This window comes from Mycobacterium sp. AZCC_0083, from assembly GCF_014202335.1.
Lineage (GTDB): Bacteria > Actinomycetota > Actinomycetes > Mycobacteriales > Mycobacteriaceae > Mycobacterium.
Window position 1 is genome coordinate 1 of the sequence record NZ_JACHGP010000009.1, and the last position, 17,061, is coordinate 17,061.

General features: G+C 67.3%; 19 protein-coding genes and 1 pseudogene. 9 read left to right on the forward strand and 11 right to left on the reverse strand.

Going from position 1 to position 17,061, the window contains the following annotated elements; genetic code table 11:
* Nucleotides 1-94: 94 nt before the first annotated feature.
* Nucleotides 95-532: pseudogene (locus HNP02_RS22095) on the reverse strand (fluoroquinolone transporter permease); the annotation flags it as partial.
* Nucleotides 529-1,434: an ABC transporter ATP-binding protein gene (locus HNP02_RS22100; RefSeq protein ID WP_184442612.1), complete on the reverse strand. Its 906-nt coding sequence runs from the start codon at nucleotides 1,432-1,434 to the stop codon at nucleotides 529-531. The gene HNP02_RS22100 and the pseudogene HNP02_RS22095, both read right to left, overlap by 4 nt.
* Before the next feature lie 189 nt (nucleotides 1,435-1,623).
* Here HNP02_RS22100 and HNP02_RS22105 point away from each other — a divergent pair, with 189 nt between their 5' ends.
* Both HNP02_RS22105 and HNP02_RS22110 read left to right on the forward strand, forming a co-directional pair.
* Complete coding sequence (locus HNP02_RS22105) at nucleotides 1,624-2,106, forward strand: MarR family transcriptional regulator (RefSeq protein ID WP_184442614.1); 483 nt, start codon at nucleotides 1,624-1,626, stop codon at nucleotides 2,104-2,106.
* A gap of 38 nt (nucleotides 2,107-2,144) precedes the next feature.
* On the forward strand, nucleotides 2,145-2,630 hold the full coding sequence (locus tag HNP02_RS22110) for a hypothetical protein (RefSeq protein ID WP_184442616.1): 486 nt from the start codon (nucleotides 2,145-2,147) through the stop codon (nucleotides 2,628-2,630).
* Here the strand turns inward: HNP02_RS22110 and HNP02_RS22115 are convergent.
* Entirely contained in the window at nucleotides 2,627-3,811 is a 1,185-nt protein-coding gene (locus HNP02_RS22115) for a class I SAM-dependent RNA methyltransferase (protein WP_184442618.1), read from the reverse strand. The two genes, HNP02_RS22110 and HNP02_RS22115, sit on opposite strands and share 4 nt — an antisense overlap.
* Nucleotides 3,808-5,802 carry an APC family permease gene (locus HNP02_RS22120; RefSeq protein ID WP_184442620.1) on the reverse strand — a complete coding sequence of 665 codons (1,995 nt, stop codon included), beginning with the start codon at nucleotides 5,800-5,802 and terminating at the stop codon, nucleotides 3,808-3,810. The genes HNP02_RS22115 and HNP02_RS22120 overlap by 4 nt, the downstream gene beginning before the upstream one ends.
* Before the next feature lie 110 nt (nucleotides 5,803-5,912).
* Between HNP02_RS22120 and HNP02_RS22125 the strand changes: the two genes are divergently transcribed.
* Entirely contained in the window at nucleotides 5,913-6,587 is a 675-nt protein-coding gene (locus HNP02_RS22125) for a TrkA family potassium uptake protein (RefSeq protein ID WP_184442622.1), read from the forward strand.
* Between the two features lie 13 nt (nucleotides 6,588-6,600).
* A complete protein-coding gene (locus HNP02_RS22130) occupies nucleotides 6,601-7,269 on the forward strand; it encodes a TrkA family potassium uptake protein (RefSeq protein WP_184442624.1) in 669 nt (222 codons plus the stop codon).
* Here the strand turns inward: HNP02_RS22130 and HNP02_RS22135 are convergent.
* From HNP02_RS22135 to HNP02_RS22145, 3 genes are all read right to left on the reverse strand, one after another.
* The gene (locus tag HNP02_RS22135) at nucleotides 7,227-8,750 is read right to left on the reverse strand and encodes an MFS transporter (RefSeq protein WP_184442626.1); all 1,524 of its coding nucleotides are present in this window, start codon (nucleotides 8,748-8,750) and stop codon (nucleotides 7,227-7,229) included. The genes HNP02_RS22130 and HNP02_RS22135 overlap by 43 nt on opposite strands.
* A gap of 11 nt (nucleotides 8,751-8,761) precedes the next feature.
* Nucleotides 8,762-9,421 (reverse strand): DUF3159 domain-containing protein, encoded by a 660-nt coding sequence (locus HNP02_RS22140; protein WP_184442978.1) that lies wholly within the window; start codon nucleotides 9,419-9,421, stop codon nucleotides 8,762-8,764.
* Nucleotides 9,422-9,513: 92 nt separating this feature from the next.
* A complete protein-coding gene (locus tag HNP02_RS22145; RefSeq protein WP_184442628.1) occupies nucleotides 9,514-9,885 on the reverse strand; it encodes an OB-fold nucleic acid binding domain-containing protein in 372 nt (123 codons plus the stop codon).
* 138 nt (nucleotides 9,886-10,023) lie between these two features.
* Between HNP02_RS22145 and HNP02_RS22150 the strand changes: the two genes are divergently transcribed.
* Entirely contained in the window at nucleotides 10,024-10,725 is a 702-nt protein-coding gene (locus HNP02_RS22150; protein WP_184442630.1) for an alpha/beta fold hydrolase, read from the forward strand.
* Between the two features lie 3 nt (nucleotides 10,726-10,728).
* On the opposite strand, the gene HNP02_RS22155 is transcribed toward HNP02_RS22150, so the two are convergent.
* Both HNP02_RS22155 and dut read right to left on the reverse strand, forming a co-directional pair.
* Complete coding sequence (locus HNP02_RS22155) at nucleotides 10,729-11,490, reverse strand: DUF3710 domain-containing protein (protein ID WP_184442632.1); 762 nt, start codon at nucleotides 11,488-11,490, stop codon at nucleotides 10,729-10,731.
* Nucleotides 11,490-11,954, reverse strand: a complete 465-nt coding sequence (gene dut, locus HNP02_RS22160) for a dUTP diphosphatase (protein WP_184442634.1) — start codon at nucleotides 11,952-11,954, stop codon at nucleotides 11,490-11,492. Before dut ends, HNP02_RS22155 begins: the two co-directional genes overlap by 1 nt.
* Before the next feature lie 25 nt (nucleotides 11,955-11,979).
* Here dut and HNP02_RS22165 point away from each other — a divergent pair, with 25 nt between their 5' ends.
* The gene (locus tag HNP02_RS22165; RefSeq protein WP_184442636.1) at nucleotides 11,980-12,459 is read left to right on the forward strand and encodes a DUF3093 domain-containing protein; all 480 of its coding nucleotides are present in this window, start codon (nucleotides 11,980-11,982) and stop codon (nucleotides 12,457-12,459) included.
* Nucleotides 12,460-12,500: 41 nt separating this feature from the next.
* Here the strand turns inward: HNP02_RS22165 and HNP02_RS22170 are convergent, their stop codons facing one another.
* Nucleotides 12,501-12,803, reverse strand: a complete 303-nt coding sequence (locus HNP02_RS22170; RefSeq protein WP_149371444.1) for a DUF4193 domain-containing protein — start codon at nucleotides 12,801-12,803, stop codon at nucleotides 12,501-12,503.
* 162 nt (nucleotides 12,804-12,965) lie between these two features.
* Between HNP02_RS22170 and cei the strand changes: the two genes are divergently transcribed.
* Entirely contained in the window at nucleotides 12,966-13,616 is a 651-nt protein-coding gene (gene cei, locus HNP02_RS22175; RefSeq protein ID WP_184442638.1) for an envelope integrity protein Cei, read from the forward strand.
* Here the strand turns inward: cei and HNP02_RS22180 are convergent, their stop codons facing one another.
* On the reverse strand, nucleotides 13,617-14,465 hold the full coding sequence (locus HNP02_RS22180; protein WP_184442640.1) for an inositol monophosphatase family protein: 849 nt from the start codon (nucleotides 14,463-14,465) through the stop codon (nucleotides 13,617-13,619).
* A 119-nt stretch (nucleotides 14,466-14,584) separates the two neighbouring features.
* On the opposite strand from HNP02_RS22180, the gene ppgK reads away from it, so the two are divergent.
* A complete protein-coding gene (gene ppgK / locus HNP02_RS22185; RefSeq protein WP_184442642.1) occupies nucleotides 14,585-15,385 on the forward strand; it encodes a polyphosphate--glucose phosphotransferase in 801 nt (266 codons plus the stop codon).
* A 202-nt stretch (nucleotides 15,386-15,587) separates the two neighbouring features.
* Complete coding sequence (locus tag HNP02_RS22190; RefSeq protein ID WP_309241659.1) at nucleotides 15,588-17,042, forward strand: RNA polymerase sigma factor; 1,455 nt, start codon at nucleotides 15,588-15,590, stop codon at nucleotides 17,040-17,042.
* Nucleotides 17,043-17,061 lie beyond the last annotated feature (19 nt).

Here is a 17,061-nt window from a genome sequence, read left to right on the forward strand (position 1 = left end):
CCAGCAGCATCGAGGGAGGCCCGCCCTTCTCGGCGGAGCCACACGGGTGGGGAATTTCGATGAGCGGCAGTGGGGAATTTCAGCGAGCGCGGTCAGAGGCGAACGGGAGCGAGGAGGCGAACCCCACCAGCAGCATCAGCAAGGTGCCGAGCACCACCCCCGTCACCAAGGGGATTGGACGATAAGCAAAACCGTGGGCGATCGTGGGTACCACCAGGGCAACGAACAACGAGATCAAGACGAGCAGCGCCAGTTTGGCGGACAGGTACTCCCAGAACCGCAGCGGGGTGGAGACAACCGCGCCCAAGGTGCGTTCCTGCTTCTCGAAGAACACCGTGCCGGCGACGAAGAAGAACCCGATGATGCAGGTGTCGCCGAGCAATATGTAGGGCTCGGCGACTGGGCGCAGACTGTGCGACAACGGGAGCAGCACGGCGAGCCAGATGAGTCCGGAGAAGACGGCCGCGTGCAGGAATCGTTGCCGGACTTGCAGAATCAGCTCGAGCCGCAGCGCGCTGGTCAGCCGGATCATGTCAGCCGCCTCCCCGTCGTCTCGACGAAGACGTCGTCGAGGCTGGCTTCCTTGCTGTGGATGGTCTCGACGTGGTGGCCGCGAAGCACTGTATGGAAGGCGGGGTCATCGGCGAGGCCGTCCATCGGAAAGTCCGTCGTGCCCAGGCGGCCGTTCTCACCGCGAAATTCGACGCGCACCAACCTCTGACTGCGGGCGATCTTCAGCTCGGTGGGTGTGTCCAGAGCGACGATTTGGCCGTCCACGACGAAGGCCACCCGGTCGCACAGCTCGTCAGCGGTCGCCATGTCGTGGGTGGTGAGAAAGACCGTCCGCCCGCGCGCTTTGAAGTCGAGGATCATGTTCTTGACCTTGCGCGCGTTCACCGGGTCCAGCCCGGAGGTGGGCTCGTCGAGGAAGAGCAACTCAGGATCGTTGATCAGCGCCCTGACGAATGTCAGGCGCATCTGCATTCCCTTGGAGTACTTGCCCACTCGGGTGTTGGCGTCGTCGGCCAGGCCGACGGCATCAAGCAGTTTCATCGGGTCAACAGTCTCGCCGTCATACAAGGAGGCGAAGAACCGCAAGTTCTCGCGCCCGGTGAGCTTCTGGTAGTGGTTGGGCAGTTCGAACGAGACACCGATGCGCTGGTAGTAGTCGGGCCCCCAGGCCAGCGGGTCCTTGCCCCACACTTCGGCTTCGCCTCCGTCTCCACGCAGGAGGCCGCTGAGGACCTTCTGCGTGGTGGATTTCCCGGCGCCGCTGGGGCCGAGGAACCCGAAGATCTCACCTCGTCCGACGGTGAAATCCATGCCACGCACCGCCGGCTCAGGTGCCTTCGGATAGGTGAAGGTGAGTCCTCGGACGCGGATTACCTCGGTGGTGACGCCCGATGATGTGGCCGCGGGCTCGCGGGAACGCATGACTGGCTCAGTCCCCTTCCGGGTTGAGCAGTGTGCCGGTCGCGCCGTCGTCACCGCGTGGATACGGATACCTACGTTGCCGACCAGACTTCCCGGCGCACCACGAATAGCATAGATTAGTTTCAGAGATCTTTGAAAACTCTGAAATAAATGGTGCCCACAAACGGAGCAACGGACGCGGGCAGGAGGATGTCGGTGGCGAATTCAGCAGCACAGAACGCCGCCGAGCAGCTCGCGCTCGTCCTCAGCGATCACGGTTTGCAGCGCATGACCGCCCGCGTACTGGCTACCCTGCTATTCACGGAACAACCCAGCATGACCATGGGTGAGTTGGTTGAGCAGTTGGCCGCCAGCTCGGGCGCGATCTCCGGTGCCATCAAGATGCTCACCTCCGTCGGCCTGGCCGAGCGCGTGCCGGTCCCGGCAAGCCGCCGGGATCACTACCGGCTCCGCGACAATGCCTGGGCGCTCCTTTACACCAATCAGAACGCCGTTCTCGCCCCGATGCTGGCGGCCGCCGAGGCCGGGATCGCCACCACCGGGCACGACAGCGCGGCAGGGCGGCGCCTGACCGAGATGCGCGACTTCTACGCCTTCCTTCTCGCCGAAATCCCCGCGTTGCTGGACCGCTGGCACGAGCAGTCGCTTAAGGCGCGGTCGGACGTCACGTAGGCCCCATTCGGCGACCACAGTCGCCTAGGTTGAGCACCATGGCGTCGACCAGAGGAACGACGGTCATCGAGCAGCGCAGCGTGGTAGGCGCAGCCGCCGACCGAGTGTGGGAACGCGTGGTCAGCCCGGAGGGGATCAACGACGAGCTGGGCCCGTGGATGACGATGTCGATGCCCCGCGGCGCGGAATCGTTCACCGTCGACACCGTGCCGGTCGGAACCCCCATCGGCCGATCGTGGCTGCGCCTGTTCGGCGTGCTGCCGTTCGACTACGACTACCTCACCATCGCCGAACTGCAGCCGGGACGGTCATTCCGCGAGGAATCGACGATGCTCAGCATGAGCCGATGGCAGCACGAACGCAGCGTCACACCCGACGGCGACACCAAAGCCGTTGTGCACGACCGCATTAGCTTCCAGCCGCGAGTCTGGCTGCGATTCGCCACACCGGTACTCGCGGCGGGCATCGGTGCGCTGTTCGGGCACCGCCATCGGCGGCTGCAACGTCACTTCGCCGCGCGTTAGCGGCTGAGCACCGCCACGCACTCGACGTGGTGAGTCAGCGGAAATGAATCGAACACCCGCAACTCCTCGACCGCGTACCCGTGGCCCCGGTAGAGACCGACGTCGCGCGCGAAGGACGCTGCCTCGCAACCGATGTGAATGATCCGCGGCACGCCGGCGGCGGTCAGCAGGTCGATGACCTCGCGGCCGGCGCCGGTGCGCGGCGGATCGAGCACGGCGACGTCGGCACGGCCGCGCCGCCCGGTCAACACACGTCGCACGGAATCGGTGACTACCGAGACCTGACCGAGGTCGGCCAGCGTCGCACGGGCCGCCCGCGAAGAACCTCGCGACGTGTCGACGGTCGTCACGTGTCCCGCATCTCCGACCGACTCGGCCAGCACCGCGGCGAAAACCCCTGCCCCACCGTACAAGTCCAACGCCGACATGCCCTCGCTCAACTGGGCCCATTCGGCGATCAACCCGCTGTACACGCTGGCGGCGTCGCGATGCGCCTGCCAGAACGCGGTCACCGGGACCCGCCACACGCGTTGTCCCACCCGCTGGGTGGCTTCGTAACTGCCCTCCACCACCTGGGTCGGCGCCTTGCTCGCCCGCCCGGGACCCGTCTGCACGACGTGGCGCAGACCCTCGTCGTCGAGCGCGACGTGCAGTTCCGACCCTGGCGGCCAACGCGATCCATCCAGACCCAAGAGCATGCCCGCAGGCAGCTGGGCGCAGCTGAGATCGGTGACGAGATCCGCACTGTGATAGCGGTGATAACCCGCGTGGCCCTCGTCGTTGACGTCAAGGCGCACCCGCGTGCGCCACCCCGTCGTACCCGCGGAGCCGACCTCCTCCGCGACGCCCGACCATTCGTATCCACCGAGCCGACCGAGTTGGTTGGCCACGACGTTGCCCTTGATGCGCCGCGCCGCCTCCGGTGTCACGAACGCCAGATCACAACACCCCGCACCGTCGACGCCCGCGATCGGGCACAGCGAATCGACCCGGTCGGGTGACGCCTCGAGCACCTCGACGACCTCTGCGTGCCAATGACTTCCGCGCTCGCCGGTCACCCGCGCCAGCACCACCTCGTCGGGCAGCGCGTACCGCACGAACACCACTCGTCCGTCGTGGCGTGCCACGCAGCTTCCGCCGTTCGCAGGCGGGCCCGCGGTCAGCTGTAAGAAGTCCGTCAATCGAGGAACCCTCTTCTGGCGTCGCCAGGTGCGGACTGCGGCAGCAGGTTCTTCAACCTGTCCGAAGAACTCAGCTGCCACGGTACGGAGGTGACCATCACCTGGGGCTCGAAGAGCAGCCTGCCCTTGAGCCGCAGCGCACTTTGGTTGTGCAGCACCTGTTCCCACCAGTGCCCGACGACGTACTCGGGGATGAACACCGTGACCACTGTGCGCCGAGACTCCTTGGTGATCCGCTTGACGTAGTCCAGCAGCGGCCGGGTGATGTCGCGGTACGGCGACGCGATCACCTTCAGCGGAACGGTGACGTCCTCGCTGTCCTCCCACTTGCTCTGCAGCTCGCGGGCTTCCCTGTCGTCGACGCTGACGTGGATGGCCTCAAGCACGTCGGGCCGGGTGGCCTTGGCGTAGGCCAGCGCGCGCAGGGTCGGAAGGTGCAGGTTGGACACCAGCACGATCGCGTGGTTGCGGCTGGGCAGCACCACGTCGCCCTTGTCGGCGGCCTGGGCCTCGAGCTCGAGGGCGACGCTCGCGTAGTGCTTGTGGATCATCTTCATCACCACGAACAGAAAGCCCATCGCGATGATCGCAATCCAGGCCCCGGCAAGGAATTTCGTCACGACGACCACCAGAAGAACGGTGCCCGTGCAGATGCAGCCGATGGTGTTGATCACCCGCGCCCGGTGCATTCTGCGCCGCTCGGCGGAGTCGGTCTCGACGCGCAGCAGCCGGGTCCAGTGCCGAACCATGCCGATCTGGCTCAGGGTGAACGACACGAACACGCCGACGATGTAGAGCTGGATCAGCGCGGTGACCTCGGCGCGGAACGCCACCACGAAGGCGATCGCGGCGAACGCAAGGAACAGGATGCCGTTGGAGAACGCCAGCCGGTCACCACGGGTGCTGAGCTGGCGCGGCAGGAATCTGTCCTGGGCGAGGATCGAGCCGAGCACGGGAAACCCGTTGAACGCGGTGTTGGCGGCCAGGATCAGGATCAGCGCGGTGACTCCGGCGATGGCGTACAGCCCGATCGGGAAGTCGTGGAACACGGCGTCCGCCAGCTGCGCGATCAACGTCTTCGGGTGATAGCCAGCGGGAGCGCCACCGAGTTGGTCGACGGTGTCGGCGACCTTGACCCCGGTTTCCTTGGCCAACACGATGATTCCCATGAACAGCGAGACTGCGATAACACCGAGCAACAGCAGGGTGGACGCGGCATTGCGGGACTTGGGCTTCCGGAACGCGGGCACGCCGTTGCTGATGGCCTCGACACCCGTCAGCGCCGCACAGCCGGACGAGAACGCCCGCGCCACCAGGAAGATCATCGCGAATCCCAGCACGTCGCCGTGTTCGGACTTGACGGTGAACTGCGCTGATTCGGCCTGCAGGTGGTCGCCGAGCACGAAGATCTGGAACAACCCCCAGCCGATCATGATGTACATGCCGATCATGAAGGCGTAGGTGGGGATCGCGAACGCCGTGCCGGACTCCCTGATGCCCCGCAGGTTGAGCGACGCCAGGATCAGGATCGCGGCGACGGCGAACAGCACCTTGTGCTGGCCGATGAAGGGCACCGCCGAGCCGATGTTCGACATCGCCGACGCCATCGACACCGCAACGGTCAACACGTAGTCCACCAGCAGCGCGCTCGCCACCGTCAGACCCGCAGTGTGGCCGAGGTTCGTGGTGACCACCTCGTAGTCGCCGCCGCCGGATGGGTAGGCATGCACGTTCTGCCGGTAGCTCGCGATCACGATGAGCATCACCGCCGCCACGGCGAGGCCGATCCACGGCGCCATCGTGTACGCGCTCAGCCCGGCGACCGAGAGCACCAGGAAGATTTCCTCCGGTGCGTACGCGACCGAGGACAGCGCATCCGAGGCGAAGACCGGCAGGGCGATCCGCTTGGGCAGCAACGTGTGGCCCATCGCATCGCTGCGGAACGGACTTCCGATGACTAGCCGGCGAGCAGCGGTCGAGAGCTTGGACACGAGAGCCAAGGGTAAGCCCATGCACCGTCGGCTGTGGGAATAGATGTAGCGTTCCGTGTGCGCAGGTTGGGAATGAACTATTTCTAGGCGACCGCTGGAAGGACCGACGCGTGCGTGTAGTGGTGATGGGATGCGGCCGAGTCGGCGCGTCGCTGTCGAACGGGCTGGCCCGCATCGGCCATGAAGTGGCCGTCATCGACAGAGATGGAACCGCCTTTCACAGGCTGTCCCCCGAGTTTCCCGGTGAGCGCGTGCTCGGCATGGGTTTCGACCGAGACGTGCTGTTGCGCGCCGGTATCGAGGAGGCCGGAGCGTTCGCCGCGGTGTCCTCTGGCGACAACTCCAACATCATCTCCGCGCGAGTCGCGCGTGAGACCTTCGGCGTGGAGCGCGTCGTCGCCAGGATCTACGACGCCAAGCGCGCCGCGGTGTATGAGCGTCTCGGCATTCCGACGGTCGCGACGGTGCCATGGACCACCGATCGGTTGCTCAACGTCCTCACCAGGGAGACCGAGACCACCAAGTGGCGTGACCCGTCGGGCAACGTCGGTGTGGCCGAGCTGGCGCTGCACGAGGGCTGGGTGGGCCACCGTGTGACCGCTCTGGAGGGCGCGACGGGCGGGCGTGTCGCGTTCATGCTCCGGTTCGGCAGCGGGCTGCTGCCCGAGCCCAAGACCGTCATCCAGGCCAGCGACCAGATCTACCTGGCCGCCGTGTCCGGTCACATCGCCGAGGCCTTGGCGATCGCTGCGCTGCCGCCGGGTGACGACGTGGACGACCAATGAGGGCGGAGAAGTCGTGAAGGTCGCCATCGCAGGAGCCGGCGCCGTCGGCCGATCCATCGCAAGGGAACTCGTCGATTCCCACGAGGTCACGCTGCTGGAGCGCAACCCCGCGCACATCGACGTGGACGACATCCCGGCCGCACACTGGCGCCTTGGCGACGCGTGCGAGTTGACCCTGCTGGAATCGGTCGGGATCCAGGACTTCGACGTGGTGATCGCCGCGACGGGCGACGACAAGGCCAACGTGGTGGTGAGTCTGCTGGCCAAGACCGAGTTCGCGGTGCCGCGCGTGGTCGCCAGGGTGAACGACCCGCGCAACGAGTGGCTGTTCGACGAGAACTGGGGTGTCGACGTCGCTGTGTCCACCCCGCGGATGCTGGCGGCGTTGGTGGAGGAGGCGGTCTCCGTCGGCGACCTGGTCCGGCTGATGAGCTTCCGCAAGGGGCAGGCCAACCTCGTCGAGATCACCCTCCCCGACGACACCCCGTGGGGCGGCAAGGCCGTCAAGCGGCTCGACCTGCCCCGTGACGCGTCGCTGGTGACCATCCTGCGGGGTGCCAGAGTGATCGTGCCCGAGGGCGACGAACCACTGGAGGGCGGCGACGAGTTGCTGTTCGTGGCGATCGCCGAGGTCGAGGATCAGCTGCGCGAGCAGGTGCTGCGCCCGCGTTCGAACGGTTGATCCCGGCGCGCGACTGCAGGCGGCGGCGTTGCCCGGTCGTGGCTGTGTGCGACTTCCCCCGGTGACACCCGCCGGTGGTCACCCCGCGCATTGCTGATCCCGACGGCCGAGATCAGCCCGGCGACGGCGAACAACGCCGCGACCACCACCGCGCCCTGTCGGAACCCCGCGAAGTCGCCTGGCGCGAACGCCGAATCGCCTGCCGCGCCGATGATCACGCCGGCGAACGCGACGGCGATGAGGCCGGCTATCCGCGAGACCGCGTTGTTGACGGCCGAGCCGATGCCGCTCTGCGCGGGGTCGACGGCGGCCAGCACCGCTGCGGTGAGCGGCGACACGGTGATGGACAGGCCGACGCCGAAGACGACCAAACCGGGCAGCATCTGCGTCCAGAAGTCGAACGGCGCGCTCCCTGCCGGGTGGGAGAACGCCAGCAGCAGGAAGCCGACCGCCGCGATGACCGGTCCGCCCGCCATGTAGGCCCGCGGCCCATGCAAGCCGGCCAGGGCGCCGAAGGGACGCGCCAGGAAGAACGACAGGACGGGCAGTGGCAGGGTCGCCAATCCCGCCTGCGTGGCCGAAAGGCCAACGGACTCCTGCAGGAACAGTGTGACGAGAAACATGCCAAGTGACACCGCGGCATAGAGGAACACCGTCGCGAGGTTGCCGACCGCGAAGTTGCGCGCCGCGAAGAGGTGCAGAGGCATCATCGGGTTCGGTGCCCTGCGCTCCCAGAACGGGAATGCCACCAGGCACGCCAATCCCACGGCCAGTCCGCCCGCCACGGCAGGATGCGACATCCCCAGCCGCTGCTGTTCGATCAGGGCGAACACCGCGGTGCCAAGCCCGATGGCGCACAGCGTCGCGCCGACGAAATCAATTCGACCCCAACGTCTTTCGCCCGCCTTGTCTGGGTCAAGCCTCGTCGTCAGATACATCGTCACGGCCAGCGGGATGATGTTGATGCCGAAGACCCAGCGCCAGCTGAGCGAATCGACGAGCAGTCCGCCGAGCGGCGGTCCCACCACGAACGCGGTGCCCGTCCACGCCGTCCACGTGCCGATCGCACGGGCCTGCGCGGCGCCGGTGAAACGGGCGTTGATCATCGCCAGCGAGCTGGGCACCAGGAAGGCGGCCCCGATGCCCTGCAGACACCGGGCGGCCACCAGCACCCAACCGGTCGGGGCAACGGCGCACAGCACCGATGCGACCGCGAACACGGCGAGCCCCGTGCGCAGCACGTTGAGCCTGCCGAACTGGTCCGACACCGCACCCGCGACGAGGATCAGCGCGCCGAGTCCGAGCAGGTAGCCGTCCACCACCCACTGCTGCAGGGCGAGACCGGCCAGACCGGTGTGCGGGAGGTCGGCGGCGATGGCGGGCAGCGCGAGGTTGACCACTGAGCCGTCGAGGAACGCCACGAACGATGCGAGCACTGCGACCGCGATGAGCGGCCGGTCGGTCGCATTCTGGTCCGTCACCGGGATGCTCGTCAGTCGGTACGGGCCTCGGTGGTCTCGGGCGCCTGGGATGTATCGGCGACATCAGCCGCATCGGCGGCATGCGCCTTTTCGGCGGCCTCTTGCGCGTGCAGCGCCCGTTGCGCGGTGCGGATGGCCAGATACGTCGCCAGCGCGGCGACGCCCGTCAACGGCCAACCCATCGCGATGCGCGCAACGCCGAGCATGCCGGTCTGATTCGCGTCGTAGAGATGGTTCTGCACGACGAATCGCGCGCCGAACACCGCGACCCACGTCACGGTGGCGACGTCGAAGGCGAAGACGGCCTTGCGCACCTTGCGCCAGCCTCGGTCATGCTGGTTGACCCAGCCCCAGACGTAGCCCACCACGGGGCGCCTGATCAGCACCGAGACGGCGAACACGGCGGCGTAGAGCAGCGACGACCAGATGCCAAGCAGGAAGTAGCCCTTGGACTCGCCCACGAGGTAGGCGATCAACGCGCTGACCCCGACGGCGAAGAAGCCGGAGAATGCCGGCTGCAACGACTCCTTGCGGATCAGCCGCCAGATCAGGATCAGGGTGGCCACGCCGAGAGCCGCGCTTATTGCAGGCACCAGTCCGAAGAACGACGACACCGGCACGAACACCAGAATGGGCAGCGACGAATAGATCAGGCCGCTGATGCCGCCCATCTGCTGGAGCAGCGCGTGTGCGTTTAGCTTCTGCTCTTGCTCGTCCTGCTCGCCCGGCTCAATCTCGTCAGCAGTCTCCTTGTCGGGACCACTCACTTCTGAATCTCGTAGTGCGGGTTGTAAATTGCCTTGCTGCCGTTTTCCAGATTGCCGACGCGACCGTGCACGCGCAGCGTGCAGCCGGACTCGATACCCGCGATCCGGCGCTGGCCGAGCCAGACCAGCATCACCGAATCGGTGCCGTCGAACAGCTCGGCGCGCACACCACCCGCGCAGCCCTTGGCATTGGTCTCGACACAACGCAGCGTGCCCACCATCGTCACTTCCTGGCCGCGTCGGCAGTCGATCGCCTTCTGCGCACCGGTGTGAGCGGCTTCGTCGCTGAGTTCCTCGACGTCGCGCTGCGACGGGTCTTCCGTCAGCCGGCGGGTGAGCCGCCGTAGATAACCTTCGGCCGTAGCCATGGCCTCTCCTGACCCCTTCGCGAATCCACCATGGATTCCTCACTGACAAACGCCACGGTAGACCTCTTAGTTCCGATTTGCCACGCGGCTACCTCGTGTCGCCCGCGCGTGATTTGACGTACACGGCACGATCGACTGATGGCCGTCAATCTGCGCGGGATCACGGTGGTTCTGCTGCCCGGCACGGGGTCTGACGACGACTACGTGTACCGGGCCTTCTCCGCGGCATTGCACGACGTCGGGGCGACGGTAATGACACCGGCACCGGAGCCGGAGGGGCTGATCGAGGGGTTTCGGCGCGAGCTGGACAACGCGGCGCGGCTGGGCCCGATCGCAGTCGGCGGGGTGTCGATCGGCGCGGCCGTCGCCACGTCATGGGCGCTGGCCCACCCCTCCCACACCGTCGCCGTGCTGGCGGCGCTGCCCGCCTGGACGGGTCCGCCAGGCAACGCTCCTGCCGCGCTTGCCGCACAGCACTCGGCACATCAGTTGCGCAGCGACGGGCTGGCGGCGACGATCGCGGCGATGCGCGCCTCCAGCCCAGCCTGGCTGGCCGACGAGCTGACCCGGTCGTGGGTGGGCCAGTGGCCCGCGCTGCCCGACGCCATGCAGCAGGCGGCCGGCTACGTCGCGCCGACCTGCGAGGAGTTGGCGACACTCGCGGCGCCGATGGGAGTTGCCGCAGCGACCGACGACCTGGTGCACCCGGTGGAGGTCGCCCTCGAATGGGTGGCCGCGGCGCCACGCGCGGCGCTGCGGACCGTCACGCTCGACGCGATGGGTGTCGACCCGGCAGTTCTCGGCGCCGCCTGTGTGGCCGCGCTGTTGGAAGCGAGCTAGCTCCTACCCACCCGAAATGGTGCGGAGCTGCTGCATCGCCGATCCCTGCTCACTGCGCCGCGCGACGGGCTGCGCCTCCGGGACCTGCGGCTGAGGGACTTGGGTACCCTCGGCCACCATCTGCTCGGCACGCGCACGCAGCCGATTCACCAGCGATTCGGACAACTGCAGGTTCAACATGGCGCGAACCGGCTGCGGGGTGTCTCCGCGCCGAACGACGGTGTCCGCCAGCGCGTTTCGCACGTCTGCTGCGATCGCGTCCGCACTCTCGGGAGTGCCGATCGCTGCGCCACGAACCATCCAGCGGGGGCCGTCGACCCCGACGAACCGCATCACGACGGGTTCGGGGCCCTTGGTCATCACACCGACGACCTCGCGTCCCCACGGCCCGTCCTCGACGCTGACCTGGGCCGAGTCGTTGCGCAGCGACTCGGCGATCTCGGTGACCACCTCGCGCCACAGGTTGCCGGTCTTGGGCGCGGCATAGGCGGTGATGTTGTACCGACCGTTGGGCGTCACCATCCACACCATGGTGGGCACGCCCTGCTGATTGACCTCGATGGCGAGCTCTGCAGCATCGTTCTCGGGGATCAGCACCGAGCCAAGGTCGTGCCTGCCCACCGTCACGACGGCCGCGTCGTCGAACTCCTCGACGTCGAACGGGCCGTCGGGGTCGTCGTCGACGGCCGCTTCAGCGACGTCGTCGGGGTCGGGAACCCCGCCCGCCTGGTCGTCCTGAACGTCCTTGCGCTTACCGAATGCCATCACAAACTCTCGTGTCCGCCGGAGGATCCGTGGCCGCCGTCGCCACGGGATGTGTCACCCAGTCCGGCCTCGTCGAATGACGTGACCTCGACCAATTCGGGCAGTTCGACCCGTTGCACCAACAACTGTGCGATGCGATCGCCGCGACGCAGGATGATCGGCTCATCCGGGTCGAGGTTGATCAGCGAGATCTTGACCTCGCCGCGGTACCCGGCGTCGATGGTGCCGGGGCTGTTGACGATCGAAAGTCCCACGCGCGCCGCCAATCCCGAACGCGGATGCACCAGTCCCACCATCCCGTGTGGGATGGCGACCGCGATTCCCGTGGGAACGAGCGCGCGCCGCCCCGGGGCCAGCTCGACGTCGATGGCGGTGCAGAGGTCGACGCCGGCATCACCGTCGTGCGCCCGGGACGGCATCGGCAGCTCGCGATCGAGTCGCACGACCGCCAGAGAGGTGGACATGATGCACGAGATTACTCTTGGCCGCGTGTCGGACACGCGCGCAGCCACCCAATCCGTGCGCTATCAGGAACGCTTGCGGGTGCCATGGTGGTGGTGGCTGCCCGGGTTCGGGTTGGCCGCGCTGATCGCTCTCGAGGTCAATCAGGGCGTCCAGGCGCTCCCCGACTGGGTTCCCTACGCGGTGTTGCTTCCCGTCGCGGCCGCCGTGCTGATGTGGTTCGGCCGAACCGACCTGCGTGTCGTCGGTGACGACGAGAACGAGACAGAGCTCTGGGTGGGTGCGGCTCACCTGCCGGTCGGCGTCATCTCCCGCTCAGCCGAGGTGCCGCATTCGGCGAAGTCCGCCGCACTGGGTCGCCAACTGGACCCAGCCGCCTACGTGGTGCACCGTGCCTGGATCGGGCCCATGGTTCTGCTGGTTCTCGACGATGCCGACGACCCGACGCCCTACTGGCTGGTGAGTTGCCGACGGCCCGACCGCGTGCTTGCGGCATTACGCAGCTGACGCGGGACGGCTTTGCAGCCGTCCCGCGTCAGCTCGGCGGTTTAAGCGGCGCAGTCCGTGCAGATCATCACGCCGTTCTTCTCGCTAGCGAGACGACTGCGGTGATGCACCAAGAAACAACTCGAGCATGTGAACTCGTCGGCTTGCTTCGGAATGACCCGTACCGACAGTTCCTCGCCGGAGAGGTCGGCGCCGGGCAGCTCGAACGATTCTGCTGACTCGACTTCATCTACGTCGACAACCGCCGATTGGGCCTCGTTGCGCCGAGCCTTCAATTCCTCGAGCGAATCCTCGGAAACGTCATCGGTCTCAGTACGCCTTGGGGCGTCGTAATCGGTAGCCATCCTCTTCCCCTCCAGTAACCATGCGACAGAGCTTTGTACCAGCGCAGAACGCGTTTACCAAATAATTCGTGCCCGGAACTGCCACGGTTTGGATGTGATTTATATCACACTGCAAAAAGCCTGGTAGAGACCGGTGCCGGGGCCTGCCCTTAAGGTGCAGGGGTGGTATCGCAAATCACGTCCGGCACGGCGTTCGACAAACAGGGCCGACCGTTCCGCCGTCGGAACTATCTTCCAGGCGCGCTGGCGTTGGCGGCGCTGGCCGTCGTCACGCTGGCGGTGTGGGTGACCGCCTTCAATCGGCCCAACGACGTCAACGAGGTCGCCGCGTGCAACCGGCCGCCGGCGGCCGGGGACGCCACCCAGACCGCGCTTGGCGACCAGGTCATGCCGGCCACCATGACCGAGGTGGCTCCCGCCAAGCTCGCGGACACCAAGATCCGCGTGCTCAACGCCAGCGGGCAGGGCGGCCAGGCCGCCGAGGTCGCGGGCGCACTCCGCGATCTGGGCTACGCCCCGCCCACCGCGGCCAACGACACCGTCTACCAAAACACCCGCCTGGAGTGCCAGGGCCAGATCCGGTTCGGCCCCGCAGGCCGGGCCGCTGCCGCCGCGGTATGGCTGGTCGCGCCCTGCGCCGAGCTGTATCAGGACCAAAGAGGCGACGACACCGTGGATCTGGCGATCGGAACGGACTTCGGCGATCTGAGCCACAACGACGACACCGACGCCGTGCTGGCCAGCCTGCGCCCCGATGCGACACAACCCGCGGACGCCTCGATGCTGACCAAGGTGCACGCAGGCGCCTGCTGATTACAGGGCGCCCGCCCGCCGCAGCGCCGCGTCGAACTCCTCGGCGATGCCCGGCGCCGCTGCCACGATGAGCAGATCCGAGTCGCCGTCGACGGGCGGCAGGATGAGTTGCGCACCCGCCTCCGCGGCGATCAGCGCGCCCGCCGCCCAGTCCCAGACGTGCACGCCGTCCTCGTAGTAGGCGTCCATGCGGCCCGCGGCCACCATGCACAGGTCCAGCGCGCACGACCCGAGGCGGCGCACGTCGCGGACGTCGGGCAGCAATCGAGCCAACACCTCGGCCTGCCGTATGCGCTGCTCCCGCGCGTAGCCGAATCCGGTGCCCACCAGTGCCATCGCCAGATCGTCGACGGCCGTGCAGCGCAGCGACGTCGACACACCGCCGCGCCGTACGTGGGCGCCGTGACCGACTGCGGCGGAGAACACCTCTCCGGTCGGCACGTTCGCGACAGCACCGGCCACCGACGCGCCGTCGATCTGCACTCCGACCGACACCGCATAGCCCTCGATGCCGTAGACGAAGTTCACCGTGCCGTCGATCGGGTCGAGCACCCACAGCGGCCGACCTGCCTCGACCCGTGCGGCGCCACCACCTTCTTCGCCGAGTACGGGATCACCGGGGCGCAGCACGGCGAGCCGATCGCGCAACAGCCGCTCGGTCTCGGTGTCGACGATGGTGACCGGGTCGGTCGGCGAGCTCTTGGACCGCACCGCCGATCCGCCTTGGTCACGCTCGGCGGCGTCGCCGAACACCTCGGTACGGCGACGCCGCACGAACTCGGCGGCCTCCGCGGCCAGCCCTTCCGCGACCGCCCGCAGGCTCTCGGGGTCGGAGTCGATTTCAGTCACGCTGGTAATCGCAACACGAATCGAGCCGACTCGGTTACGCGGCAGGCCCACATCAGGTTTGGCGAGGCACTAATGTGTGGGTCGCGTCGCCCCTGCAGGCCTCTCGAAGAGGAGCGCTCATGACCGCCACCGACAGCCCACCCGCTGATCCGAGCACCGACGGCTCGCAACGGCGCGGATTCGGCGTCGACGTCGGCGGCAGCGGCGTCAAGGGCGGCATCGTCGATCTCGACACCGGTGCACTCATCGGCGAACGGTTCAAGCTGCCGACGCCGCAACCCTCCACGCCGGATGCGGTCGCCAAGACCGTCGCCGCCGTCGTCCGCGAGTTCGGCTGGACCGGCGGCCTCGGGGTCACCTACCCCGGCGTGGTGACCGACGGCACCGTCAGGACCGCAGCCAACGTGGACAAGGGCTGGATCGGGACCAACGCGCGCGACGTCATCTCGGCCGAACTCGACGGGCAGGCGGTGACCGTCCTCAACGACGCCGACGCCGCAGGACTCGCCGAGGAGAAGTTCGGCGCAGGCAAGGACAACTCCGGCGTGATCGTGCTGCTCACGTTCGGCACCGGCATCGGCTCTGCGGTGATCCACAACGGTGTGCTGCTGCCCAACACCGAGTTCGGGCACCTCGAGGTCGGCGGCAAGGAGGCCGAGCACCGCGCCGCCTCGTCGGTCAAGGATCGCAAGGGCTGGAGTTACGAACGCTGGTCAGAGGAAGTCACCTCCGTGCTCATCGCGATCGAGAACGCGATCTGGCCCGACCTGCTCATCGCAGGTGGTGGCATCAGCCGCAAGGCCGACAAGTGGATCCCGCTGTTGAAGAACCGCACCCCGGTGGTGGCGGCGGCCCTGCTGAACACTGCAGGCATCGTCGGCGCCGCGATGGCCGCCGACGTGGGAGCAGAGTTGCACTGACGGGGTCCCGGCGGCTCGCCACGCAACCAAAATCTGCGCTCGTAGGGGCGTTTGCCCACACTGTCGTTACAATGGTCAGCGGCGGCCGCATAACGGATAGCGGCGAGTATCCGAGTTGAGATCAACGCCAACATTCGACAGCCGACGCTTTTCGGTGGCGCACGCCCACGCCTCCGAGATCCACAATGACGAAAGGGTGCACGTGACAGCGACGAAGGCTAGTACGGCCACCGACGAGCCTGTGACGCACAGCGCCCCCAAATCCCCCGCGAAGCGGGGGCCGGCGGCCAAGACCGCCAGTGCAACGGCGCCCGCCAAGCGGGCCACCAAGGCCGCCGCGCCGAAGGCCGAGTCGGCGACCGCCACCAAGACCGCAGCCAAGCGTGCACCGCGCGCCAAGAAGGCTGCCGACGCCGAGACCGCCGACGGCCTCGAAGTCACCACGGAACTGGAATCCGGCGACGATCTCGACGGCGAGCCCGACGTACTGGTCGACGAGCCCGACATCGATCTCGAGGATCTCGACGCCGACGAACCGGCCGCCGACGACGCCGACGAAACTCCCGCCGACGGCGCGAAGAAGCCCATCGAGTCGGCCGCCGTGCCCGCTGCACCCGCCGAAGCTGAGGAAGACATCACCGAACCGTCCGAGAAGGACAAGGCCTCCGGCGACTTCGTCTGGGACGAAGAGGAATCCGAGGCTCTTCGGCAGGCCCGCAAGGACGCCGAGCTCACCGCTTCGGCGGACTCGGTGCGCGCCTACCTCAAGCAGATCGGCAAGGTGGCGCTGCTCAACGCCGAGGAGGAAGTCGAGCTCGCCAAGCGGATCGAGGCCGGGCTGTACTCCACGCAGCTGATGTCGGAGTTCGCCGAAAAGGGCGAGAAACTGACCACTGCTCAACGACGCGACTACACCTGGATCTGCCGTGACGGCGACCGCGCGAAGAACCACCTGCTCGAGGCGAACCTGCGCCTCGTCGTCTCGCTGGCCAAGCGCTACACCGGCCGCGGCATGGCCTTCCTCGACCTCATTCAGGAAGGCAACCTTGGCCTGATCCGTGCGGTCGAGAAGTTCGACTACACCAAGGGCTACAAGTTCTCCACGTACGCCACGTGGTGGATCCGCCAGGCGATCACGCGCGCCATGGCCGACCAGGCGCGCACCATCCGCATCCCGGTGCACATGGTCGAGGTCATCAACAAGCTCGGGCGCATCCAGCGTGAGCTGCTCCAGGATCTGGGTCGCGAGCCCACGCCAGAAGAGCTCGCCAAGGAAATGGACATCACGCCGGAGAAGGTGCTGGAGATCCAGCAGTACGCGCGTGAGCCGATTTCGCTGGACCAGACCATCGGCGACGAAGGCGACAGCCAGCTCGGTGACTTCATCGAAGACTCCGAGGCCGTGGTGGCCGTGGACGCGGTGTCGTTCACGCTGCTTCAGGATCAGCTGCAGTCGGTGCTCGAGACGCTCTCCGAGCGCGAGGCGGGCGTGGTGCGGCTGCGGTTCGGCCTCACCGACGGCCAGCCCCGTACCCTCGACGAGATCGGCCAGGTCTACGGCGTTACCCGCGAGCGGATCCGCCAGATCGAGTCCAAGACGATGTCGAAGTTGCGGCACCCCAGCCGTTCTCAGGTCCTGCGCGACTACCTGGACTAGAACGTCGGACACGACCGTC